The organism is Oribacterium sp. C9 (genome assembly GCF_002007235.1).
Taxonomy (GTDB): Bacteria; Bacillota; Clostridia; order Lachnospirales; family Lachnospiraceae; genus Oribacterium.
Map to the genome: position 1 here is coordinate 93,830 of NZ_MUHW01000013.1, position 24,781 is coordinate 118,610.

Sequence of the window (24,781 nt, forward strand, 5' to 3'; positions counted from 1 at the left end):
CCGGATTCGGGATCGTTTTAGTTTTTTAAGACCGAAGCTACATGCTCCGTATCTTTTCAGTTTTTTCTCTGACGAACTGTTCAAGCTTGTCCATATATTCTCTTTCTGTGATCTTTCCCTCGGCAACCGAGCTTAAGCCCATTTCCCATGAAGCCGTAAGCTTCGGGTTCAAAAGATGTGGTATGGAAATCTTCACATAATAAGCAATGTGCTCTCCAAGCTCCGTCGGAGTGAGCACCTGTGTCTTTTTCTGCAGAGAAATATATTTATCATCCACAAGCTTCGTGAGGATACCCGCTCTTGTGGCACTGGTACCGATTCCGGCTCCCTTTATCTGGGCTCTCAGATCCTCATCCTCAATGAGATTTCCGGCATTTTCCATGGCCAGTATCATGGAACCCGAAGTATATCTCTTTGGCGGCGAAGTTTCCCCCTCCTTGACTCTCAGAGTAAGAAGGCTAAGGGTCTGCCCCTTTTTAAGCTTGAGAAGTGCCTCACTGAGATTGCCGCTCGGGTCATCCTCTGCCCCGTCAGCATCCTTTTCGGTCTCCTCAGTCTGTCCGCCCTCGGTACTGCCTGAAGGCTTTTTAACATTGGCAACCTTCAGATAGCCCTCCTCCTTCAACGCTCTGGAGCTTGCAGAAAAGCATTCTCCGTTGCACTCTATGGAAAGGGATATCTTCTGATATACGGCAGGCGGATAAAAGATAGCAAGAAATCGTCTGCAAATCAACTCATATACCTTTTTGGCGAGAGGTTTTAAAGACTGATATTCCTTCTGACCCTGTCCTGTAGGTATGATGGCATAGTGATCCGCGATCTTCTTGTCATCCACATATCTCGTTTTTGAGATCTGACTGTAAGAGCCCTTTGCCAATATCTCTGCCGCACATTCTGCAACAGGCTCATAAGTTGAAAGCCCCTTTATGTTTTTCGCTATCTCCTTCGATACCGCTGTGGACAGAACTCTCGCATCAGTACGAGGATAGGTCGTAAGCTTTTTCTCATACAGCTCCTGAGCGATGGCAAGAGTCTCATCAGGACTGATCTTGAACATCTTCGAGCAGTCATTCTGAAGCTCCGCAAGATTATACAGTAAAGGAGGGTTCTTTGTCTCCTTTTTCTTTTCGACAGCAGTTACTGTTGCTTCCCTCGGGAAAGGCATGAAGCTCTTCATGAACTCCACAGCTCTGCCCTGTTTGAGAAAACCCTTACCGTCATAGATTTCAGTAGGAGCGTACAGCCGTGAGCCCTCTGTCTCCTTCCAGTCGGCAGTAATCCTTGCACCCTCTCCGATATCGAAATCTCCGAGGATACGATAGAAGGTGGTCTTCTGGAAAGCTCTTATCTCCTGTTCCCTCTTTACGATCATCCCGAGAACACAGGTCATGACACGGCCTACTGCCACCACCATCTTGTCCTTACGGTCCATGTTCAGCTCACGCCTGATGCGGTTACTGTATTTCAGAGACAGTGCACGGCTGAAATTTATGCCCATGAGATAATCCTCCTTGGCGCGTGAAAATGCCGCTGCAGAGAGATTGTCATAAGCACTGTCGGGTTTTGCCTCTCTGATACCTCTCAGTATCTCTTCATTGGTCTGAGAATCTATCCAGACTCTCTTCTTTTCCTTACTTTCGGGAACCTGTGCCATTTTCTCAACGAGACGGTAGATATACTCTCCCTCCCGGGCACTATCGGTACAGACATATATGGTTCCCACATCCTCTCGGTTCAGCTGTCTGGAAACCACCTCAAACTGCTTTTTGGTGTTCTTGCTGACCTCGTATTTCCACTCCGTATCCTTCGGAATAAACGGCAGGGTGTCAAAGCTCCACTTCTTAAGAGCTATGTCATAGGTTTCCGGATATGAAAGCTGGACCAGATGTCCCACGCACCACGTGATGACATACTGGTCGTCCTCCAGAAAACCATCCCCCCGCCGCGCATTTTTCATGCCCAGTGCCTGGGAGAACTGCTGCGCAACGGAAGGCTTCTCTGCTATAAATAAACTTTTCAAAAATACCTCTCTATAATTTGATGCAGGTCCCGTGTTAACAGAATTTTCCGCATCCTTACTTCACTTCCCACTTGTATATGGTGGTAGTCTCATATTCTTCTCCGGCCTTCACCAAAGCTGTCGGCCAGTCTTTTTTATTGAGACAGTCAGGATAATACTGAGTCTCGAAACAGTATCCGTGTCTCGGACCGAAATGAACTCCGTTCTTGCCCTCGAAATCCGAATTCATGTAGTTTCCTGTATAGAACTGGATTCCCGGAAGATCTGTGTATACAGACATCTTGATGCCTGAATCCTCTGAATAAGCTGTTGCAGCAAGTCTCACATTTCTGTCATAGTCATTGAGCACCCAGTTATGATCGAAGCCTCCTGCGAAATTCAGCTGTCCGAAATTGCTGCCAATGTCTCTCTTTATAGGCTTTGGTGCTGTGAAATCCATCGGTGTTCCCTGAACGGAATCGATACTGCCGTAAGGGATGGACTCGGAATCTGCAGGTGTATAGTGAGAAGCATTGATCCAGACGATCTGGTCTGTGGCATCGCCGCTGTCATATCCGCTCAAATTAAAATAAGCGTGGTTGGTCATATTGAAGACTGTATCCTGATCTGCAGTTCCGGTGTAGCGGATCTCCAGACTATCGTCATCGCTCAATGTATAAGTTACGGAAACATCGGCATTTCCCGGGAAACCCTGATCCCCGTCAGGTGAATGGAGTGAGAACATCACATAGCTTCCGAGACCTGCATTGTCATACTCGGCATCCCAGACTCTCATTCTCCAGTAATCCGGTCCTGAATGAAGGTTATTCTTTTCATTATCGTTTTTCTGAAGCTCGTACTTCTTTCCGTTTATCTCAAAGCAAGCCCCACCGATACGGTTAGCGTTTCTGCCCACAGGCTCACCCATATGTCCAGGATTCTTGAGAAGCATGTCAACCGAGTCAACGCCGAGAACAACGTCACGAACCTTGCCATCTTTATCCTTCACAAGCATACTGAGCCAGATTCCGCCAAGATTCGTAAAGCTCGCCTCCGTGCCGTTTCCGTTTGTCAATGTATATCTCTTTACCTCTGTTCCATCCTGAAGCTTTCCAAAAACCGATTCTTTTACCGCCATTTTTACCTCCATGGGTCATGAGCAAGTCGAATTTACCCGAACTCGTTTATGACACTAAAATAAAGTTTGAAAGTTCTATTTTTCGCTCCGACCATTATACAATAAAATCCCCCCTTGGAGTAGGGGGGATTTAAAAAGCCGATTCAGAGGTGATCTCATGTAACCCTACACTTTTGTGCAAGCACAAGTGCAGGAAGACTTATGACACTTATATCTTATTATTTCTTTGTGATGTAGCCCTTTGCTGCGAGATACTCTGCTGCCTCAACTCCGCCGCCTGCTGCGCCGCGAAGTGTGTTGTGGCTGAGACCTACGAACTTCCAGTCATAGATGGAATCCTCACGGATACGACCGATGGAGATACCCATACCGCGCTCATAATCCACATCAAGAGCGATCTGAGGACGGTTATCATCCTCGAGATACTGGATGAAATGCTCAGGTGCTGATGGAAGCTTAAGCTCCTGTGGCTCACCCTTGTAATCTCTGAGAGCCTGAATGAGCTCTTCCTTTGTAGGCTTCTTATGGAACTTAACAAATACTGTAGCTGTGTGACCGTTGAGAATAGGTACACGGATACACTGAGCAGAGATCTTTATATCCTCGCAAAGATCGATGTGATCTCCCTCAAGCTTTCCGAGAACTCTCAAAGGCTCCTTCTCCGACTTCTCTTCCTCACCGCCGATGTAAGGGATGATGTTATGCTCCATCTCAGGCCATGACTCAAAGTTCTTTCCTGCACCGGAAATAGCCTGATATGTAGATACGATAACCTCATAAGGCTCGAACTTACGCCATGCAGCAAGTGCCGGTGTATATGACTGGATAGAACAGTTAGGCTTAACTGCGATGAATCCGCGGGTTGTGCCGAGTCTCTTCTTCTGAGCCTCGATGAGCTGATAATGGTCAGGATTGATCTCAGGAACTACCATAGGAACATCAGGTGTCCATCTGTGTGCAGAATTGTTTGAAACAACAGGTGTCTCTGTCTTTGCGTAAGCCTCCTCAAAGGCACGGATCTCATCCTTCTTCATATCCACGGCAGAGAATACGAAATCCACGTCCTTAACGACCTCGTCAATCTTGGAAACGTCCTTGACGATCATCTTCTTTACTGACTCAGGCATCGGAACATCAAGTTTCCATCTGCCGCAAACTGCCTCTTCATAAGTCTGTCCTGCAGATCTCGGTGAAGCTGCGAGTGTTGTAAGCTCAAACCATGGGTGATTCTCAAGAAGTGTGATGAATCTCTGTCCAACCATACCTGTTGCACCGAGAACGCCAACCTTTAACTTTTCCATAATTGATATCTCCTCTCTCTGGGAACGGCATCATATCAAATGACGCGCATTAATATGTAAGATGATATATCCAATCCCGCTTTAAAGCAATAAACTTTTACTTATATCTGTTCTAACCAAAATCTCTTCCATAATCAGCACTTATATCTCAGTGTTTTGTTCCCTTTCCTGCTCGGTTAGCTATCTTAAGTCTGTTAAGTGAAAGCATCTTTCCGCTTACCTTAATCTCAACAGGATCAACTCCAAGAAGGTAAACGTCTGTGAGCTCATCACCTGTTCCAAGCTTGATTGCAGCTACACCCTTACTGTTCTTCTTCTGGAGCGGAATATCACTGAGTGAACATCTGAGGAAATATCCGTCTCTTGTTCTGAATACTACCTCAGTCTCATAACCCATCTCAAGGATGCTGACTACCTTATCACCCTCATTAAGCTTTGTAGCAGCAACAACTCTGTTGGCTGTCTCAAACTCTGAAGATTCAACCAGCTTCACCATGGCATCCTTTGTAGTGAAGATAAGTGTCTTGCCCGTAAGCTCAGACTTAACATTTACAAAGACGATCTCTTCGTCGTTGGCATTGAACTTACTGATGTTGTCGATAGGAACACCCTTGTCCTTGAACTTGGAAAGCGGAATATCCTGACACTTGATCTGGTGCATGTTGCCCTTATCTGTAAAGAGAAGGACTCTGTCGGTGTTCTTGCACTTAAAGATATATCGGCTGTCAGTGTTCAGAGCTTCCTGATTTCTCTGATATGTTGCCTCATCAAGGAGCTTGCAGTAACCGAACTTATCCTGAACGTAGTAAACGTCCATCTCCTGAACCTCGTTCTCGTTAAATACAGCTTCCTTTCCGTCCTCTATAAAGGTCCTTCTGGGCTTTGAATACTCAGACTTAATGAACATAAGGTCTTCCGAAAGAACCTCATTCATACGGTCACGGCTTCCGAGGATGCCTCTGTACTCCTTTATCTTCTTAAGTGTCTCTGCATGCTGCTTTTTCAGTTCTATAAGCTCGAGACCAATAAGTCTGGAGAGCTTCATATCGAGGATGGCCTGAGCCTGACGCTCTGTAAATGCAAAATCCTTGATGACATCCGCAAATTCCTTGTCTCTGTCACGGAACTTGACTCCGGCGATATCACCTGTCATAAGTGCTTTCTTGGCATCAGCCTGAGACTTGCAGCTTCTGAGAAGGGCGATGATGGCATCGATGAGATCCACCGCCTTTATGAGACCGTCCTGGATCTCCTTCTTATCAAGCTCCTTATCAAGCAGGGCCTTGTACTTCTTGCCCATGATCTCGTACTGGAACTTGAGATATGCCTTGAGTATGCCGCGAAGTGACATGGTCTCGGGACGACCTTCGTTGATGGCGAGCATATTGACGCCAAAAGTATCCTCGAGTCTCGTTTTCTTATAGAGGATGTTTGTGATCCTCTCTATATCGGCACCGCTCTTAAGATCAAGTACGATACGGATACCATTCTTATCTGACTGGTTGGAAATATCTGTTATCTCAGGAAGTACCCTGTTCTCTACGAGCTGGGCAGTATCCTGCATGAACTTCATGATACCCTGTCCTATCATGGTGTAAGGTATCTCTGTCACAACAAGCTTGTCTCTGTCGGATCTTCCGTTCTTTTTCTCGAATTCAAGCTTTCCTCTTAACTTAAGCTTTCCTGTTCCCGAACGATAGATATCAACAAGCTCTGACTTGTTGGCAATGATTCCTCCGGTAGGAAAATCCGGTCCCTTCAGGTAAGTCATCATCTCAGCTGTTCCCATGGCAGGATTTCTGAGATATGCAAGTATGAGGTCAACTATCTCCCCGAGATTATGGCTCGGTGTAGATGTGGTCATACCTACCGCGATACCCTCGGAGCCGTTCAAAAGGAAATACGGTACTCTCGCAGGAAGAACGACCGGCTCACGAAGAGTCTCATCATAGTTCGCCTGAAACTCAACCGAAGTATCAAGGTCTGCAAGCATGCAGTCATCCGTGAACTTCTCAAGCTTTGCCTCTGTATATCGTGGAGCCGCTGCCGAGTCACCCTCTATGGAACCGAAGTTACCCTGTCCGTGAATAACCGGCTGCATACGCTTGAAATCCTGCGCCATAACAACCAGTGTATCGTATATGGAAGCATCTCCGTGAGGATGATACTTACCCATGGTATCACCGACGATACGTGCCGACTTATATGTTGGATGGTCATGAGTCGCATGGAGCTGATCCATGTCGAAAAGAACTCTTCTCTGTACAGGTTTGAGACCATCTCTGATATCCGGAACCGCTCTGGAGGTGATGACACTCATGGAGTAATCCAGATAGCTCTTCTGCATCTCCTCCGAGTATTCCGTTGTTAAAATCTGTTCTGCCATAATTCTATCCTTACTTGCTTTTATTCTGTTAAGCTTTCAAGCCTTAATATAGAGGATCATCTTCCGATACCGGAAGATGAAACCTCAGAATCCTGTCTCGCAGGATATATGTATTTTAAATATTCAATTGAAATCATGCATCAATCACTGCTTCATCCGCATGATCATGTATGAAATCACGACGTGGTCCTACTTCAGAGCCCATCAGCATGCTGGTAACTTCGGATGCAAGACGTCCGTCCTCTATCTCAACCCTCTTCAAAACTCTGTTCTCCGGGTTAAGTGTCGTTTCCCAGAGCTGCTCCGGGTTCATCTCTCCGAGACCCTTGAATCGCTTCAGATCATAGGTTCCGGCCTTGTGGTTCTTCTGATACTTCGTAAGTGCGGATTCATCATAAAGGTACTCAGACTGCTCCTTCTTGTTATGAGGAATAGCCTGATAGAGAGGCGGCATGGAAACATAAACATGACCCTCTGTAATGAGATCCGGCATAAAACGATAAAGGAAGGTAAGAAGCAATGTATCAATATGGGATCCGTCAACATCCGCATCGGTCATGAGGATGATCTTGTCATAACGGAGCTTCGTGATATCGAAATCGTTGCCGTAGCCCTCTGAAAATCCGCAGCCGAAGGTGTTGATCATGGTCTTGATCTCAGCATTGGCAAGAACCTTATCCATGGAGGCCTTCTCAACGTTAAGTATCTTTCCTCTCAGAGGAAGGATAGCCTGAGTACGTCTGTCTCTGTGGTTCTTTGCCGAACCGCCCGCAGAGTCTCCCTCTACGATAAAGATCTCGCACTCCTCAGGATTCTTGGAAATACAGTTGGCAAGCTTTCCGTTGGAATCAAAGCTGTACTTTGACTTGCTGAGCATGTTGGTCTTCGCCTTTGCTTCCTGCTTTCTGATCTTTGCAGACTTCTCCGCGCAGGCGATGATGGCCTTTACAACTTCCACATTTCTGTCGAAATAATGCTGAAGCTCTGCATCAACTATGGATGCAACGTGCTTTCCGGCTTCCTGGCTGGCAAGCTTTGTCTTTGTCTGGCCCTCAAATATAGGCTCCGGGTACTTTACAGCAACAACCGCCATGATACCGTTTCTGGTATCGGCACCGGTAAAGTTCTCATCCTTCTCCTTCAGGATTCCAAGCTGTCTTGCATAACTGTTTATGAGCTGAGCGAACTTGGTCTTGAAGCCTGTGATATGGGTTCCGCCCTCCTGAGTGAATATGTTGTTACAGAAACCGTGAACATTCTCCTCAAAAGCATCGCAGAACTGGATACAGCACTCAAGAGTCGTACCCTCAGACTCGCCCTTGAAATAGATTTCAGGTGTGACCTTCTCTTTTTCTTTGTTAACGTCCTTGACGAAGGCAATGATTCCCTCCGGCTCATGGAACTCCTTGATAACAGGAATCTCGTCTCTGTCATCACGATAATGTATGGTGAGCTCGGGATTCAGATATGCTGTCTCATGAAGTCTGGACTGAAGCCAGTCCTCCTTGAATCTCGTCTTCTCGAATATCTCCGGATCCGGGATAAATGTTGTCTCTGTTCCTGTCTCCTTTGTCTTTCCGACAACAGGAAGAAGACCGTTTACAAGCTCTGTAGTAGGCTTACCGCGCTCATAGGTATCCTCTGAGATCTTTCCGTCCTGATAGACCCTGATCCTGAGATAAGATGACAGAGCATTGACAACGGAAGAACCTACACCATGAAGACCGCCCGAGGTCTTGTATGCCTTACTGTCGAACTTTCCGCCGGCATGAAGTGTTGTAAGTACAACTCGCTCTGCGGATACTCCCTTCTGATGCATACCTACCGGGATACCACGTCCGTCATCACGTACTGTACATGATCCGTCCTTGCCCAGAGTTATCCATATGTTTTTGGCATATCCTGCCAGATGCTCATCCACTGAGTTGTCCACGATCTCGTAGATGAGATGGTTAAGTCCGCGTGAACCTACCGATCCGATGTACATACCGGGTCTTACTCTGACCGGTTCCAGTCCCTCCAGGACCGTGATACTCGACGCATCATACTTCTCTGCCATTTAAAAAACTCCTCACATATATTACAATCTATATCTTTTGATCCCACTGCACTAAAGAACATGCAGGAATATATAACAAAAAGCGCCAAACATAACAAGTTTACCGCATAATCGTTTGAAACTATACCATAATCCCCACAAATTTATCAAGTTAATGACATCCAGCCTGCTCATTCACCGCAATATACCTCTTAATATAATCCCACTTGCCGCCAAATGCAATACATATGTTCTTTTAAATTCTACTCAAACCTGCCCAAAAAAGAGCCGATGCCCTATCCGGCACCGGCTCTACAAAGATTTTTCGCTAGATTTTTATCGCTTATATCATCGATACACCAAAGGAATTAACGAGTCCGTCTATCGGCTGTCCTGCCTTACAGAACGGGCAGTCGTTGTAGTCATTGTATACATAATCAGGAAGTTCATTGAGGCCATATACCGAAACTACAGGAACACCGTTATAGGAAGTTATGGCGCTGAAAATCGCAGAAACTCCACTAAGCTTGCCGCCATAATACTTAACCGCTTCCATGACCTTGTTTATGGTCTTTCCTGTTGAAACCGATCCCTCAACGATAAGGATGTTCTTGCCCTTGATCATAGGCTTTATGTTATCTCTGAAGATGATCTGTGAGTTTGTATTGAACTCAGGCTTAACTATGTAGATGGTCTTGTGCGCGTTTGTGTTGATGTAGCCTTCCTTTGTAAGCTCCTCAGCGATAAAGGCTCCTACTACTTCGGTTCCCTCATCGCAGATAATGGTATCAACCACCATTCCGAAAAGGTACTGCTCAACCAGCTTTCTCGCAACACTGTGAGCCTCGGAAGCACGGGCTTTTATTGTAGTAAGGTCAATGTAGTAATTTGTGTGTGAGTGATTGGTCGCAAAATGTCCCTTGGTAACCTTAAGAGGAACCGAAATTCCTGAAGCTTCGATTTTCTGATAACCTTGCTGCATATTTACTCCTTTTCCGGTTTCCCAGTTCACGAACCTGCATACCGAAAAACCTGTCTCAAAAAACATCCTGCCCTGCAGGATGACACGCTACTGATAGCTTCATTATAACATTTTAGCCTGCAAAATGAATAAATTTTCCGAGAATATAAAAAAAGAAAATTTGCATTTATGATTTTTAGAATCTCCCGTCAAAGTGTCTTTATAAATCTGTCAAACGCAGCCTGGCCTTCCGGAGTCCTCTTGTAAACTCCGGCATCCTCAAGCACATGCATGAAGACCTTTCCGATCTCATCCTGAAGGATCTGGTCGATGTTACTCTCGTCAATGTCAATTCCGCGCTTATAGTAGTCGTCCTCGAATTCCTCCACCCAGTCGGCGTGTTTCTCGATGGACTCGATACTGCGAATGTCTTTGCCGGAAAGCATAGCGTCCTTAAGCTCTGCAAGCTCTGCCTTCAGACGGCTCGGAAGCACCGCAAGACCCATAACCTCGATAAGTCCGATATTCTCCTTCTTAATATGATGGAGCTTTGCGTGGGGATGGTAAACTCCCAGAGGATGCTCCTCTGTTGTGATGTTGTTTCTGAGAACGAGATCAAGCTGGAACTCGCCGTTTACCTTTCTCGCAATCGGAGTAATGGTTGAATGAGGGACTCCGTCAGTCTCTGCAAATATAAATGCACTCTCATCGGTATAGCCTCTCCACTTTCCGAGGATGTGATCCGCAAGCTCTGCGATCCTTCCTGTATCCTCACCGCTAAGTCTGATTACAGACATAGGCCACTTCACAACTCCGGCCCTAACATCCTCGAAGCCCGGAGCGGTAAACTCTCTCTCCACCGGTGCCTTCGCCATAGCGAACTCATAGTTTCCACCCTGGAAATGCTCATGCGCAAGGATCGAGCCACCTACGATGGGGAGGTCAGCATTGGAACCCACAAAATAATGAGGAAACTGGGCCACGAAATCGAAGAGCTTCAGAAAAGCGCTCTTGTCGATCTTCATAGGTGTATGATGAGTGTTCAGCACGATACAATGCTCGTTATAGTAAACGTAAGGTGAATACTGGAAGCCCCACTCCTGTCCCTGAATCTCGATAGGGATGATTCTGTGGTTCTCCCTCGCCGGATAGTCGGCCCTTCCGCTGTAGCCCTCGCACTCACAGCAAAGCTGGCACTTCGGATAACCTGTCTGCTTGGCCTTTCCTGCTGCGGCGATGGCCTTCGGATCCTTCTCCGGTTTACTTAAGTTTATGGTAATGTCTAAGTCACCGTAATCAGTGGCGGTCTTCCACTTGAGATCCTTCTTTACTCTGTAGCGTCTTATATAGTCTGTATCTCTTGAGAAGGTATAGTACCAGTCTGTAGCGATTTTCGGATCCTCCTCATAGAGAGCCGAAAACATATCCTGAACCTCTGAAGGTCTCGGAGTAAGAGCCCCCATAAGCTTTGTATCGAAAAGATCCCTGTAGACTACTGATTCTCCATCTGTAAGTCCCTCGGAAACCGCATAATCATTGAGCTCCTTCAATACATTTTCAAGATATGAGCCGTCATCCACGAATCCCTCAGCCACATTCTCACCGATTTCAGAAGCCTCCTCCGAATCGAAGGCGATCCTGTCCGCTTCCGCTATAACCAAATCCTTAGTCGAAGTCACTTCATCAAGCTTCAGATTCAAAATGATAGAATTCAAAGCCCAGATTATATCGCTTTCCTCTATCATTCCCGTCTTATAAGCATAAGCCACAAGACATTTAATTCCATTCTGTATATCCATATATTCACTCTTTCCACAATCCCAATCCTATGACGTGAGCGTCAAAAGTATTTGTCACTCAAGCATAATGTACAGAATTCACAATAGTGCTCAATGTGCCACTAAACGTCATTGAATTTATAATTTAAAGAAAATGCAAGGGATGGGCGCCAAGGCTTGCGAGTTGAAAGAACAGATTTCGAAGTTATGTTCGTAACAGGTTGTACCATGTACAACCTGTGCGAACATGACGAGAAAGATGTACTTTCAACCGAGTGAGCCGGCGCCCGCCCTTGCAGTTTCTGTACCATTTAAAACACAAGCAAATGCCTTATGAATTATACCCATTCGGATTCTTCTGCTGCCAGTTCCATGAATCACGGCACATGTCGATGAGATCGAACTGAGCCTTCCAGCCGAGCTCCTTCTCTGCCTTCGCAGGGCTTGAGTAGCAGGTGGCAACATCGCCGTCACGTCTCGGACGCATAACATATGGAAGCTCCTTTCCGCATGCCTTCTCGAAAGCATGGATAACATCCATTACCGAATAGCCGTGGCCTGTTCCCAGGTTGCAGACGAAAACGCCGTCCTTCTTCTCGAATCTCTCGATAGCCTTTACATGGCCCTTTGCGAGATCCACTACGTGGATGTAATCACGGACTCCGGTTCCGTCAGGTGTCGGATAGTCGTTTCCGAAGACATTGATCTCCTTGAGCTTACCGATGGCAACCTGTGCAACATAAGGAAGAAGGTTGTTAGGAATTCCCTTAGGATCCTCACCGATAAGTCCTGACTCATGAGCTCCGATAGGATTGAAGTAACGAAGAAGGATAACATTCCATTCAGGATCCGCTGTGTGAAGGTCTGTAAGGATCTGCTCCTGCATCCACTTTGTCCAGCCGTAAGGATTTGTACATGTTCCCTTAGGGCAGTTCTCTGTGATAGGAATCTCTGCAGGATCTCCGTAAACTGTAGCTGAGCTTGAGAAAATGATGTTCTTTACACCATGAGCACGCATCTCATCAACAAGGTTAAGAGTTGAATCAATGTTTGTACGATAATACTCAATCGGCTTGTGTACAGACTCACCTACTGCCTTGAGACCTGCGAAATGAATGACAGCATCTATCTCATTCTCATCGAAGATCTTCTTGAGTGCTGCTCTGTCAAGCATGTCATCCTGATAGAACTTCACCTTCTTGCCTGTGATCTCTTCGATCCTGTCAACCGCCTTCTGGTTTGAGTTGTAGAGGTTATCAACGATAACCACCTCATATCCCTCATTAAGAAGCTCTACACATGTATGACTTCCAATATATCCAGCACCACCTGTTACAAGTATTCTCATAATGTCTCCTCTCTGCTTTAGGCTGTTCACCTTACGTCAACCAAGACAAAGCTCTCCTGGGACGATATTTCCACCATCCTGATTCAAGCCTTTATCTCTGTATCAAATCTCTCTCGGGCCATCGCCGATGCTCACCTCATAGAAAGTGCAGTCATATCCGACACGTGCCTTATAGGCTTCTCCCACCTGCTTCTTAAACGAAGATATAGCCTCATCCTTAACGATAGACACTGTACAGCCTCCGAATCCGCCGCCTGTCATACGGGAACCGAGAACTCCCGGAATCTTCCATGCCTCCTCTGCAAGGATATCGAGCTCCTCGCAGGTAACCTCGAAATCATCACGAAGAGATACATGGGAAGCATTCATAAGCTTTCCGAACTCCTCGATATCGCCCTTCTTAAGAGCCTCTACAGCCACAAGTGTACGGTTGTTCTCATAGACCGCATGCTTTGCTCTCTTAAGAACTATAGGATCCTTGATGGCATCCTTGTACTTTTCAAAGTCTTCATTTGAAAGCTCACCGAGCTCCTTTATACCTGCCACATCAGCAAGTATCTCTCTTGCCTTCTCGCACTCGTTTCGGCGGTCATTGTATGCTGAACCCACCAATTTGTGCTTCTTGTTTGTATTGGTAACCACCAGCTTCATTCCATCGAGAACTACCGGTGCGTATTCATATTTTAATGTGGCACAGTCAAGGAAGATGGCATTGTCCTCTTTACCCATGGAACTTGCGAACTGATCCATGATACCACAATTCATACCGCAATAGTTATTTTCTGCATCCTGTCCGATGACAGCGAGGTCAACATTGGAAACCTCAAATCCGTAGAGGTCTCTCAGTATAAATCCTGTAAGAACCTCCAGAGATGCGCTTGATGAAAGACCTGAACCATTCGGGATATTTCCGTTTATAACGATGTCGAGACCTGCATCCATCCTGAAGCCTCTCTTCTCAAAGGCCCACATAACTCCCTTTGGGTAGGAAGTCCATCCGTTCTCCTTGAGGGGAGCGAAATCATCAAGAGTTGTCTCAACAACTCCGGTCTTATCGAGATTTACGCTGTAAAAACGAAGCTTACGGTCGCTGCGCTTTCTTGCTGCGGCGAAGGTACCGATGGTAAGTGCACACGGGAATACATGTCCACCGTTATAATCAGTATGTTCTCCGATAAGATTTACACGTCCCGGTGCGAAATAGCACTTAACGCCCTCTGTATTTCCATCTCCGAATTTTTCGGCAAATGTCTTTAATGCGACTTCTTTGAATGAAAGATCCATAACAATCCCTCCAGTTGACAATCTTTGAACAATCAAAAAACATTATAAAAAAGAGGTTTTTCACAGTCAACGCGAAAAACCTTTCATTATCTTTGAAATCCTTTTGTGCTTATATGATGGTCGAAAATGCTTAGAATATACCCAGAGATGTAAGCCCCACTATCCAGAAGAAAATGGTAAAGAGGGACATCACAGTGCTTATGGCGAGAAGCTGACCCTGGAGAGCCGCATCCCCGCCCATGCTCTGAGCCATAGGGAATGACGCTCCGGCGATAGGCGTTGCGTAAAGGATGAAGGCTATGAAAAGCTCTGCACCTCTGTAGCCCGCCATATACATTATCACTGTGACAACAGCAGGAACTATGACGAGTTTAAGGGAAATCACAGATACGATGTACTTCATATTCTTTCCGATATCCGGTATGTCCAGTGTCGCACCCAGTATGAAAATGGAAAGCGGTGTGGTCATATTTGCAAAGCCGGAAATAGGGTTCATGACGGAGGACGGGATCTGCCATCCTGCCAGTTTAAATACCGCTCCGACTACGGCACCAACGATCAGTGGATTTGTGGCGATGTTCTTCAGTATCTTCTTCACATCGGTCTTCGAGCCGCTCTGTCTGTCAAATATGGAAAAAATCACCACAGAGCAAATGTTGTAGATGGGAACTATGGTGGCGATAACCAGAGACGCAACGACTCCCGCCTCATCTCCGTACATGCTGACACATAGAGGATATGCGAACATCAAAGTATTGCTTCTATATATAGACTGTATGACAACGCCTCTTTTCGGATTTTCCTTTACGATCAGCGGCACCAGCAGAACACAGATCAGGATGATGACCATCATGACTCCTGAAAAAACACCTATCATGGAGACATTGGCACCGAAATCTATATCCGCGGTATAGAGATTGTTGAACATCAGAAGCGGAAAGAACGCCTTGAACACTATGGTGTTCAGCTTTTTGTAGAACTTCTCATCCCCGAGTCCCACGACTCTCGCGATGTAGCCGTACAACATATAACAAATAAACGGTACAACTGCATTGGCAGCGATCACAAAACTATTCATGTCATTCTCCATTCCGCCGCCCAGATCATGCAGCTCTATCAGTCTGATTCATTCCAAAAACCGGCGGCCACGAGAAACATCCATAGCCGCTCAGCTCTATCCCTTTTTAGTTGTCTTTTTTCTGGTCTTTACCACATGGGATACCATCAGGTTCGGTTTTTTCAATGTCTTTCCCGAAGCGCTTATGGAGACGGCGCTCTTACCGATACGCCTTTTCCTTCGAGGTTTCTTGTTCTCCTTCTCGACCCGGTACTTATTTATGACATCTAATATGGTATTGTAATCCCTCTCAAACAGTTCTGTCGACATCTCTTTTCTGAGCGTGTCATAATCCATCTGAGCCGTAAGCCTCTTGATGACCTCTTTCTTACTGAGATTGTCATACTTATGTTTCAGATTTCTAAGTACAATATGCTGAAGCTCAGGTCTCCACAGAAGGCTAAGCTTATCTTCATATATTATATGAGGATTTTCCTTCGGACGCCTGAGAATATAGAAATCCGGCTGCCCCTCCACCTCATCTATGGTGATGATGCCCCAGAAATCAGGCACATGTTCTTCTATATGCATGGCGTGGCTACTCCCCACCGCGATGATGTTGTAATCAAAGAATCGGTTATAGTCCGAGACCTGACCGGCGAGTCTCACGTAGCTGTCGGCATCGGATTTTATTTCTATACCGTAAATGCTTTCCTCCGTCACCATCACAACGTCCGCGCGGCTCCCGCCCATGATCTTTTCTTCTATTATTCTCGTTTTGCCGTAGGTCTCCTCCAAAAAAGAGAATAACGGCTCTCTGATATCCTTGTCGTATAGCATGCCTGCTCCTACAGTCTTACCGACTAGCCGACATTTGGTCCTGCGGCATTCCACTGATCAATGTCTATGCCCTGACCCGGCTGAACTGAATATGCAGCACTTGTGGCAGAAACATTTGCCGAATCGGAAGGATCACTGATGACAGCTCCCTCTATAGACTGTGTCTCAGGTGAAGCAGCCGCAGTTTCCACAACCTGCTGGCTCGTGGTCTCTTGAGCCTGAGATGCAGCAGTTTCCTGAACAGTTTCCGGAGCAGCTGTCTGCTGTGCCGCCGTCTCTCGAGGTCTGGAAGCATTTGAACTCTTCTTTTCGTCGTTCTTTTTCTTCTTATCAGAAGACTTGGTCTCCTCTGCCTTAGTCTCAGAAACCTTTGATTCATCAGAAGCAGCGGCAGTCTCAACTACCGATTCCGCAGTCTCAGTCTCAGCCTCAGTCTCCGGCTCAGTCTCTGGAGCTGTTGTCTCAGGAGGCAGCGGAAGCTTGTCGTACTTCTCTTCACTGCGGTGAAGGTTGAGATTTCCTGTAATGATGATTCCATGGAAAGCATCAGCCTGCTCCTTTGTAGCGAAGCTCACTGCAAGCTCATCATAGATAGCCGCGTTGTTGTTGACTATGCGGATATGTCTCTCAGGAACAGCACCCTGATACTCCCTTTCCCAGCCGGTAAATATGTTCTTATCTATAACGACCTGAACCGTATTCTTCCCATTCACATAATCATAGTCGATTCCCAGCATGCCGATATTCTCAACCGAAAGTTCCGCAAGCTTGCTGATGTTTATAAGATAGTTCACATCGTCTGCACGGTAAAAATCAGAAGCCTCTATATAATAGTAATGATCATAAAGCTCTGTATCAGGATTTACAGGAGCTGATGCCGCAAGGGCCTGCTGAGAAGACTCAGCTCCCTGAGCCTCTTCGCCGGAAAGAGCGACCTCCAGCTTTTCCTTTATCTTCTTTACTATCCAGTCTGCATAGATCCTCTGTCCCTCAGCATTCGGAAGTATACCGTCTGAAGTCAAAGTGCTGTATTCCTGTCCTGATACTGCAAATGCCTCTCCCATGTTGGCAACGATCCCATCGTAATGCTCCAGAAGATTTCGCGCATAGAGAGCAGTCTCATCAGAATATCCGTCTGTGGCTGTAACCGACGCCGACTCAATAAGTCCGATGATCTCAGCAGAGGCGTAGCATCTCTTTACGGAACGAAGTACTCCCTCGTACTGAAGGTCAAAGTCAAAGGGCGCATCATAGTATCCCAATGATACGATAACTCCGTCATAAACCGCGTCCCTGTTTCCGGCAGCTTCATTCATGAGAGAAACGTAAGCTGAATAGGCATTGTTACCATTTGCCATGGAAAGATTGTTAACTGTCACATCCGATCCGAAGCTCTCCTTCAGCTCTGCCGCCATAAGATCTGTCCAGTTGGTTCCATCCTGAGCTCCTGCTCCCGTACCGAAAACATCTCCTACAATAAGGATAGAAACCGGCTCTCCTGAATTGAGCTTTTTAAGCAGAGTACTGCTGCCCTGAAGCGCAGAACTCACATCTACAGCAGCTGTTCCTTCAGTCTCAGGCTGCATGCGCTTACTGTACTCATCCATCCTCTCCGCTGCAACAGACTGATCGATGGCATCCTCCTTCATGGCTACGCTTACCATGTAACCAAAAACTCCGATTATGGTCATTATCAAAATGATCAGAATAAAAAGAAGCACCTTAGGTCTTCTGGATGCCGCCTCTTTCTCTGTCAAAGGCTCCTTCGGATCAAACTTCGTGCTGTCATTTTTCTTATTGTTAGCATCACTATTCATACTCTCATAATTCCTTCTTGTATTTATGTATCTTTAAATTATAAAAAAGACTATTTTATTTTACTAGAACTTTTTTCTGAACCTTCCTATTCATAAACAATTTTCAAAGAATCTTAATTGATTTTTATACTTATAAAAAGTATCATAAAGCGGTGTGTTTATTGAGGGGATAGCCCTGCACTATTTATTATCCTATGGGATTTAAGGAGAAACTTATGGATTTCAAAACATTTTATGAGCAGAATAAGAAAGCCTGTCTCGGCGGTCTTGCCGGCGCAGTTGTCGTTCTTATAGGTATTGCCGCAGTAGCAGGCAAAGGCCATAATGCTCAGGTAGAAACTACCGCTCCGGCAACAGAAGCGGTCGAAAGTGAAAAGAAAGCAATTACTGTTGATAGAAACGCCGGCAGCTTCTATGCAAAGATAGCCGACAGTCAGCCTGTATCTGTTCTGGTTCTCGGAGACAGCTTCGCGAAGGGAAACAACCTTTCTGATGTATCCGAATCATGGGCTGAACTTCTTTCAGAAAAGTTCCAGACAGAATTTTCCGCAGACCTTCAGATAGAGAACTACGCTCTTCCTTCTGACAACGGTGTTTTCTCAGGCTTTGTAGAGGCAAACGAAATACCTGACGGTTCAGAGTATGACGCCGTTATCCTCAGCTTCGGCGAGTATGACGATCCTGAGACATTTGCAGTATTCTATGAGGGCATCATCCGCAATCTTCAGAAAAAGTGCCCGGAGATCTCTATCATCTCTCTCATCGAGCCATCTTCTGAGACAAATCCTGATGGTCACGCTGCTGCCAATGCTTCCGCAATCCAGAACATCACTGATCACTACAATGGTCTCACCATCGATGTAGCTAAAGAGATGGCTGCCAACGGCGGAAATGCAAAGGATACTGCAGATTCCGACAAGATCGGTCAGAACGATGAAGGCAATGCAAAGACAGCTGACATAATCATAAGCTCTATAATGAACTTCAAGGCTGCCAAAGACGCAGTTGATGCTTCTTCTATCGAGGCACTTGACGAAAACGCAGCAAAGCTTGAGAGCTATGCATACATCACAGCATCAGATTTTGCCAAGGTCAATGATACTACCTATGAGCTTCCGGCAGAACTTATCCTCGACGTAAACGGTGAGCCTGTTTCAGGAATCCTCGGTGTTGACTTTAACTACCAGCCGGGTGCAAATGATGTGTACGTAAGCGTAGACGGAACTCCATTCGGACGTTCAACAACAGAGTTCCAGAGAACTGAAGCCGAGCAGCACGTTGTTCTCATCAACGATAACTTCGCTCCTTCAGAGTACGTTACAGTTTCCTTCGGTACTGCTGCAGAGGCAGAGTCATTTGCAGGTATCATAGTTTCAGGCGATATCACTCTTCCGGATTCTTATGACAAGTTTGAATCAAAGGAAATTCAGGAGCTCGATGCTGCCGCTCTCAGTGAGCTCATGGGCGATGCCGCAAACGGTGGTCCGGGTTCAGATGATGTCGAAGAAGAAGTTGAAGAGCCTGAAGAGAACAACGGTCCTCAGGATGGTGATACAAAGACTGTAGATGGTGTTCTTTACGAGTATTTTGAGGGCGAGTGGTATGAGGTAATCAACGATGATACCGGAAACCCTAACGTCGGCGTAAAGCAGGAAGTTGTTGAGACACGATCAGCCGGACAGGTCATCACAAACAAAGAAGTCGTTCGTTCAGAAGGTCAGGACGCTGCTACTGCTGAGACAGAGAGCGTTGCTGAAACAAGTGCCGAAATGACTGAGACAAGCGCTGCAGAAGCTGTTGAAACCGCTGCCGCTGCAGAAACTGTAGCCGAAACTGCTGCCGCTGAAGTTAATGCCGATGCACAGGCTGCTGAGTCTTCTGATATGGCAGCTGCCGATCCAAATGCTGTTCCTGTTCAGTAATTATAAATGGATATAAAAAATGGTCGTACCCACTTGGGCGCGACCATTTTTTGTTTCTTCTCTTATTTTCTATTGTATTTATACACCGTGCAACGCACAGTCACCCTGTCAGCCTCTGACTGAGGAGATTCTGTTCCTCCAGATGCTTCTCCAGCTCATGAATAATCTTTTGTATGTTTCGATGGGCGGATCTTATAGGCATTACCTGATCTGACAACGGAAGGCTTCCCATGAAATCAGAAAAAACATTAATGAGATTCTGCTCTTTCATCGCCATCACTTCTATCTTTCCACAATGTACCATAGCGAGAATATGCCCCTCTACGATCGTGAAAATCCAGTTCTTAATTACGGGAACCTTCGCTTCGTCTAAGACGTAGTACCCCTCACCGAGAGAGCCATCGATCTTTTTTAAGATATCTATGCGCTCCTCCAGCGAAAACCGGTACTCAGACGGAAACGGAAAACTGAAACCGGTGCCTTCATCAGCAAACCTTCGCAGTCCATCCATGGACAAAAAATCTGTCATCAGCCCTTTCTGTTCCATATAATTCTGAATTTTCAGAATACGCGAGGTATAAGGTCGTAATTCCGGAATACTGTTCATTGTTTTCTCATCGATCAGCATCAGAAGATTTGCCATACCACCATAAGTCCAACAGTTTACCCCGAGAAAGACATATTCCTCTATCACATCCACTACAGTACTCATATCATCAGATTGTACGCTTGCTTCGTGGGCCGAAGCAAAAACTCCGTCTATCTGCTTTCTGAATTGTTTCACAAGCACCGGATCCTGAATACGCACTGCACTGGAACACTCTTTACTCACCAGAATGACTTCAGAATCATCTGCGATAAAATATGGATATAACACCCCATGGTTATTCTCTATCATATTGTCATCATAAAAATAAAAGTTGCGGAACCCGTTAAATCCACATACGGCAAATAACAGCATACTGTTATAGCTTGTCACGATCCTATATGTAGATGAATCTCCTTTACCCTTTGGGAACTGCTGCAACATCCGGACATCAGCATTACGAATATCACTATGAAGCGCCATCATATTTATGCGGGCGTAAAATGTCTCCTCCATACGCGGGATAAATGCATCAAATCTAGGCTCACCTGATGCATAATGACGCGCAAAGAAGTTCTCAATCAAATTGAGAACTTCATGTTTACGATCAAAAACCAGTTTATGTTTCTGAAAAGCACAGATATTTTGTCCGCTAACGGAACTTGTTTTCTCCGAGTCTTCATAATCAGCTACCGTTCCCAGACACCTGATGACCGATTTACGGTTGAGTGTTACATCGACACCCATAGACTCTAATGCATATAACTCATCCAGTCTCTTAACATCCGCCACTGAAAGTGGTAATACTCTTTTTATTTCCTTATATTGGAAATTTGTCGGGATCCTGGAACCATTCAAAAATTTATAGAAAGTAGAACGATTTATTCCTGTGTTCCTGATGATGCTGTTTTTTCCTAACCCACTCTCTTCTATAAGACTGGCAAGAAATGATGAAAAAGGGCTGTTCATATCGTTTTGTCCTCGCTGTACCCAATAAGTCTGTAATCAAACCGTATTCCATCAGAATTCTATTTTAATTTAACGCATCTTACAAGACCACTTTTGTCAATTTCAACATATTATACAGCATATGTAAGCATCTGCTCGCAAAGCATCTCAGCCTGTGCAAACACTCTGTACTCAGGGCTTGGCATAGGACGAGCACCTGATCTGTAGTCGAACTTGATGTAGTCGGAGTAAAGAGCTGCAAATGTCTCATCCTCGTTGTAGCAACGCTTGTCGAAAGACTTTCTCTCATTGTAAAGCTTGTTGATATCAGCCTTCATCTGATCTGTAAACATAGGCTGTGTTGTGTGATAGATAAAATGTCCCATCTCATGAACTGGAGCCTTCTGTACTTCATCCCATGAATTGTTGTTTGAAGTTGTCTTAAGAGAAATCTGCTTTGAATCAAAAGTATAGATACCATTTACATCCTGCTGACCTACAAGAACAGAATCTGTATAATGGATAGATCCGCCATTCTGCTTGAAAAGCATGATAACACTATTAGGTACTCTTTCAAAATATGAATTAGCAGCAGATCTGTATGACTCCGGCTGCTGATAATAAACAGCATCACCTGATGCGATCAGCTCAGTTATGTTAGCAGCATAAACTGTACCATTCATTAAAGAAACCATTAAAGCTGAAAGTGCAACTGTCATCTTTACCATTCTTCCAAATACGTTCATCTTTGCCACCTTTTCGGAGAAATTATTTTCGTCCGCCTTTCTTAAAAAAATGTTATATTTTGTTTCTGTGCTTTATTTTTTAAGTTCGCCGCGCTGGTGCCTACTATAGCAGCTACATATGTCACACTTCTGTCACATTTTTTGTTAAGAAAATATAAAAATAGGAAAGACATTTTTATATTTGACGCTATTGCTTTGCGCACAATGTTTTGGGGAGAAAAAAATTTTTGTCGGTTATATCAGTCAATCCCTGCACAAACCGCCAAAAACCGTCAAAAAGAAACAAAAAAAAGAGCTGTTGCCCGGGATGATCTATTCTCATCCAGGCAACAGCCCTGTTCATATATTTTTTATTAATTTATTTGTACTAATTTGCATACAAAGAGATTTTTTTAAGACTGTGATCCTTCAACATGCCCTCTCTGTATTTTTCATGCCTTCCAAAAGAAGCTTTAACTCTCCATCGATCTTCCACTTACTGACATTGTAGCGTTTTCTCCAGTCTCTGTAAGCCCCCGTAGTTATACGATGATCCTCCGGGCGTGGTGCATCCGAAGGAATCATCCAGATATGTCCGTTCTTATATGCTCCTTCAATCTTTCCCTCCCGGCATAATGCCCTCAGGTACTTCGGGGTAACTCCCCATTGCTCTGCCAGATCCTTCAAAATAGTGTAAACCATATCCCATACTCCTTCACTTTTAACCCATTAATTACTTTTAAAGCCCGTCCTACATTGCTTCCTTTCGTGTCAGACCACATAAACTGTCTTCAACAGTTTATTTTCATTAATCCTTACATAGCCCACTCGATTAAATCCCCTTAAACTACGTCGATGTTTTAATATTATGTCAATATGCACTAGTATTAAACAAGTGGCATACGCAGTGACATACACTTATTTATTTATTTTTTCTGATATTTTTGTTTTTGCATTATAATTTTTATAATTTTTACCAAATCGAAATCCAGAATCATCATATTAATAGGTTACACCGCACAATTTTGACGTAAAAAATAAGTGTAGTTGTAAGTGGCAATTCCCCTCTTACAACTACACTTTTATGATATTTTATATACCGGTCGGAAATAGTTCTTCCATATCCACTCGCCGTCCTTGTGATAGCCTGTCACAATGGATGTGATGCTGTACTCCGTCGGCAGCTCTCTTTTCATCACACGGTAGGAGCCAAACTCCCCCTCCAGCTCATACCTTTCGAAGTTTCCTCCGATGTTATCCCAGAGCCAGTTCTTTTCGAGACGCTTTGCGGGGAGGTTGGCGACCTGTGTTGTCCACAGCTGGTACTGAATGTAGGTTTTGCCATCCTCCTCGAAATTGAAATCAGGATCAACTATCCAATACAAACTCCCATCCTTTTGATACACCCAGCAATGATAGTCCGGTCGGTAAACACGCAGTATGCCGTTCTCAACTATCTCAGAAAGTCCGGGGGCGGCACCAATATCCGGAGCCTTGAAATCCTTCTCGGATGCGTAACGGATGTCATCCGAATTAACGAAAACCCCTGTGGGTAAAGGAATCATCCATGGCCACTGTACCATTATTTCATACTCTCCCTTTTCGACTATCCCATGTGCCCTAAAGCCGGACATGGTGTAATCATATTCACAGAGGAAATAAGCATTAACATCCGACCTCTGAAACTGCTCAGTAGACAACTTTATCTTCTTACCACTTTCCGTAGATCTCAGGATAATTGTCGGAGCTACAGTCTGACGTTCATAACGGAAGGCAAATCCGGTAATGTCTATCTCACCGCAGTTTCTGCCAGACTCACCTCTTTCATCCACATTATACAGGTCATCTGAAGATACGGAAAAGCTCGCTTCATCCACCTGAAAGCAGAACATCCTTGACGTCATATCGGCTTTTACGCCTTCATCATTTCTTCCCGTGATGATTACAGCGATACAGAATATAGTGAAAACCGTTCCGATGATGACCTGCGCCAACTTCCACCTCTTCACAACTGCATAGAGACCTGCCCCCACTGCCGCGCCGGTTACATTACTCACAACGTCATCAAATTCACATAGTCCCCGCATCAGAAAAAACTGTAGGGTTTCAATGAGTAACGAGAACAGCGCTGCTGCAATGATCACATATACCCAGCTCTGCGCCTTTCCAGCCTTTTCAGTACTTCTGTCTTCTGCACTTTCAGCACCGGCTGGCAAACACGAAAAGCGTGGAAACCTCGGAAGGACCGCAGATAATAGAAAACCGAACGGAACAAACATGGCCACATTCGCCATGATTTCTATGCCCAGATCCTTATCTCCGGCAAACCACTTCTTGTAAGACCAGAACAGCTCGAATTGGGCGTTTTGGATCTGCAGAGATCTATGAATGACCGTATACCACAAGACGGTGAAGATGTAGATGCCGAGGGCAATGATAAGGATAATATTCAGCTTACGGCTTCTCATCTGCCCACCTCCCTGCATTTCAATATAGTCCTGTAAATCATCTAATACAAAAAGCGACTAATCTAAGTTTATAGTCTAAAATCAGACTATATGCATTTCCTGCATGTTCTGTTATCATACAATCAGAACACAGCCGTTTAAGAGTCTAAAATTTCTTTTAAATTCATCTCTATTTCTTTTATCTA

Annotated in this window: 17 protein-coding genes; 1 reads left to right on the forward strand and 16 read right to left on the reverse strand. The window is 45.2% G+C overall.

Going from position 1 to position 24,781, the window contains the following annotated elements; genetic code table 11:
• Positions 1-37 precede the first annotated feature (37 nt).
• The 12 genes from BXO88_RS09545 to BXO88_RS09600 all read right to left on the reverse strand — a co-directional run bounded on the left by BXO88_RS09545 (position 38) and on the right by BXO88_RS09600 (position 17,947).
• The gene (locus BXO88_RS09545) at positions 38-2,020 is read right to left on the reverse strand and encodes a DNA topoisomerase (RefSeq protein ID WP_139355563.1); all 1,983 of its coding nucleotides are present in this window, start codon (positions 2,018-2,020) and stop codon (positions 38-40) included.
• 55 nt (positions 2,021-2,075) lie between these two features.
• The gene (locus BXO88_RS09550; protein WP_078037508.1) at positions 2,076-3,137 is read right to left on the reverse strand and encodes an aldose epimerase family protein; all 1,062 of its coding nucleotides are present in this window, start codon (positions 3,135-3,137) and stop codon (positions 2,076-2,078) included.
• A gap of 218 nt (positions 3,138-3,355) precedes the next feature.
• Positions 3,356-4,438 carry an aspartate-semialdehyde dehydrogenase gene (gene asd, locus BXO88_RS09555; RefSeq protein WP_078037509.1) on the reverse strand — a complete coding sequence of 361 codons (1,083 nt, stop codon included), beginning with the start codon at positions 4,436-4,438 and terminating at the stop codon, positions 3,356-3,358.
• Between the two features lie 148 nt (positions 4,439-4,586).
• Complete coding sequence (locus BXO88_RS09560) at positions 4,587-6,824, reverse strand: DNA gyrase/topoisomerase IV subunit A (protein WP_078037510.1); 2,238 nt, start codon at positions 6,822-6,824, stop codon at positions 4,587-4,589.
• Between the two features lie 133 nt (positions 6,825-6,957).
• On the reverse strand, positions 6,958-8,883 hold the full coding sequence (locus BXO88_RS09565; protein WP_044995214.1) for a DNA gyrase/topoisomerase IV subunit B: 1,926 nt from the start codon (positions 8,881-8,883) through the stop codon (positions 6,958-6,960).
• Between the two features lie 322 nt (positions 8,884-9,205).
• Complete coding sequence (locus tag BXO88_RS09570) at positions 9,206-9,844, reverse strand: phosphoribosyltransferase family protein (protein ID WP_078037528.1); 639 nt, start codon at positions 9,842-9,844, stop codon at positions 9,206-9,208.
• 188 nt (positions 9,845-10,032) lie between these two features.
• Positions 10,033-11,622 carry a UDP-glucose--hexose-1-phosphate uridylyltransferase gene (locus BXO88_RS09575; RefSeq protein WP_078037511.1) on the reverse strand — a complete coding sequence of 530 codons (1,590 nt, stop codon included), beginning with the start codon at positions 11,620-11,622 and terminating at the stop codon, positions 10,033-10,035.
• A gap of 310 nt (positions 11,623-11,932) precedes the next feature.
• Positions 11,933-12,949, reverse strand: coding sequence for a UDP-glucose 4-epimerase GalE (gene galE / locus BXO88_RS09580; protein WP_078037512.1), 1,017 nt, complete (start codon positions 12,947-12,949; stop codon positions 11,933-11,935).
• 102 nt (positions 12,950-13,051) lie between these two features.
• Positions 13,052-14,233, reverse strand: a complete 1,182-nt coding sequence (locus tag BXO88_RS09585) for a galactokinase (RefSeq protein ID WP_078037513.1) — start codon at positions 14,231-14,233, stop codon at positions 13,052-13,054.
• A 130-nt stretch (positions 14,234-14,363) separates the two neighbouring features.
• Complete coding sequence (locus tag BXO88_RS09590) at positions 14,364-15,311, reverse strand: AEC family transporter (protein ID WP_168171671.1); 948 nt, start codon at positions 15,309-15,311, stop codon at positions 14,364-14,366.
• 96 nt (positions 15,312-15,407) lie between these two features.
• Entirely contained in the window at positions 15,408-16,130 is a 723-nt protein-coding gene (locus BXO88_RS09595) for a sce7726 family protein (protein WP_078037515.1), read from the reverse strand.
• Positions 16,131-16,153: 23 nt separating this feature from the next.
• Positions 16,154-17,947 (reverse strand): SGNH/GDSL hydrolase family protein, encoded by a 1,794-nt coding sequence (locus BXO88_RS09600; RefSeq protein ID WP_078037516.1) that lies wholly within the window; start codon positions 17,945-17,947, stop codon positions 16,154-16,156.
• 215 nt (positions 17,948-18,162) lie between these two features.
• On the opposite strand from BXO88_RS09600, the gene BXO88_RS09605 reads away from it, so the two are divergent.
• Complete coding sequence (locus BXO88_RS09605) at positions 18,163-19,869, forward strand: SGNH/GDSL hydrolase family protein (protein ID WP_168171672.1); 1,707 nt, start codon at positions 18,163-18,165, stop codon at positions 19,867-19,869.
• Positions 19,870-19,969: 100 nt separating this feature from the next.
• Here the strand turns inward: BXO88_RS09605 and BXO88_RS09610 are convergent, their stop codons facing one another.
• From BXO88_RS09610 to BXO88_RS09625, 4 genes are all read right to left on the reverse strand, one after another.
• Positions 19,970-21,424 carry a hypothetical protein gene (locus BXO88_RS09610; protein ID WP_078037518.1) on the reverse strand — a complete coding sequence of 485 codons (1,455 nt, stop codon included), beginning with the start codon at positions 21,422-21,424 and terminating at the stop codon, positions 19,970-19,972.
• Between the two features lie 110 nt (positions 21,425-21,534).
• On the reverse strand, positions 21,535-22,149 hold the full coding sequence (locus BXO88_RS09615) for a hypothetical protein (protein WP_078037519.1): 615 nt from the start codon (positions 22,147-22,149) through the stop codon (positions 21,535-21,537).
• 408 nt (positions 22,150-22,557) lie between these two features.
• Positions 22,558-22,830 carry a hypothetical protein gene (locus BXO88_RS09620; protein ID WP_078037520.1) on the reverse strand — a complete coding sequence of 91 codons (273 nt, stop codon included), beginning with the start codon at positions 22,828-22,830 and terminating at the stop codon, positions 22,558-22,560.
• 380 nt (positions 22,831-23,210) lie between these two features.
• Positions 23,211-24,596, reverse strand: a complete 1,386-nt coding sequence (locus tag BXO88_RS09625) for a VanZ family protein (protein WP_168171673.1) — start codon at positions 24,594-24,596, stop codon at positions 23,211-23,213.
• Positions 24,597-24,781: the final 185 nt, after the last annotated feature.

What these genes read in the sequence shown, in the direction of transcription:
- BXO88_RS09550 (WP_078037508.1), bottom strand. Translation starts at nt 3,137, where the DNA reads ATGGCGGTAAAAGAATCGGTTTTTGGAAAGCTTCAGGATGGAACAGAG.
- BXO88_RS09565 (WP_044995214.1), bottom strand. Translation starts at nt 8,883, where the DNA reads ATGGCAGAGAAGTATGATGCGTCGAGTATCACGGTCCTGGAGGGACTG.
- BXO88_RS09595 (WP_078037515.1), bottom strand. Translation starts at nt 16,130, where the DNA reads ATGCTATACGACAAGGATATCAGAGAGCCGTTATTCTCTTTTTTGGAG.
- BXO88_RS09605 (WP_168171672.1), top strand. Translation starts at nt 18,163, where the DNA reads ATGGATTTCAAAACATTTTATGAGCAGAATAAGAAAGCCTGTCTCGGC.
- BXO88_RS09560 (WP_078037510.1), bottom strand. Translation starts at nt 6,824, where the DNA reads ATGGCAGAACAGATTTTAACAACGGAATACTCGGAGGAGATGCAGAAG.
- BXO88_RS09590 (WP_168171671.1), bottom strand. Translation starts at nt 15,311, where the DNA reads ATGAATAGTTTTGTGATCGCTGCCAATGCAGTTGTACCGTTTATTTGT.
- BXO88_RS09570 (WP_078037528.1), bottom strand. Translation starts at nt 9,844, where the DNA reads ATGCAGCAAGGTTATCAGAAAATCGAAGCTTCAGGAATTTCGGTTCCT.
- BXO88_RS09610 (WP_078037518.1), bottom strand. Translation starts at nt 21,424, where the DNA reads ATGAACAGCCCTTTTTCATCATTTCTTGCCAGTCTTATAGAAGAGAGT.
- BXO88_RS09575 (WP_078037511.1), bottom strand. Translation starts at nt 11,622, where the DNA reads ATGGATATACAGAATGGAATTAAATGTCTTGTGGCTTATGCTTATAAG.
- galE (WP_078037512.1), bottom strand. Translation starts at nt 12,949, where the DNA reads ATGAGAATACTTGTAACAGGTGGTGCTGGATATATTGGAAGTCATACA.
- BXO88_RS09585 (WP_078037513.1), bottom strand. Translation starts at nt 14,233, where the DNA reads ATGGATCTTTCATTCAAAGAAGTCGCATTAAAGACATTTGCCGAAAAA.
- BXO88_RS09615 (WP_078037519.1), bottom strand. Translation starts at nt 22,149, where the DNA reads ATGAACGTATTTGGAAGAATGGTAAAGATGACAGTTGCACTTTCAGCT.
- BXO88_RS09625 (WP_168171673.1), bottom strand. Translation starts at nt 24,596, where the DNA reads ATGAGAAGCCGTAAGCTGAATATTATCCTTATCATTGCCCTCGGCATC.
- BXO88_RS09620 (WP_078037520.1), bottom strand. Translation starts at nt 22,830, where the DNA reads ATGGTTTACACTATTTTGAAGGATCTGGCAGAGCAATGGGGAGTTACC.
- asd (WP_078037509.1), bottom strand. Translation starts at nt 4,438, where the DNA reads ATGGAAAAGTTAAAGGTTGGCGTTCTCGGTGCAACAGGTATGGTTGGA.
- BXO88_RS09600 (WP_078037516.1), bottom strand. Translation starts at nt 17,947, where the DNA reads ATGAATAGTGATGCTAACAATAAGAAAAATGACAGCACGAAGTTTGAT.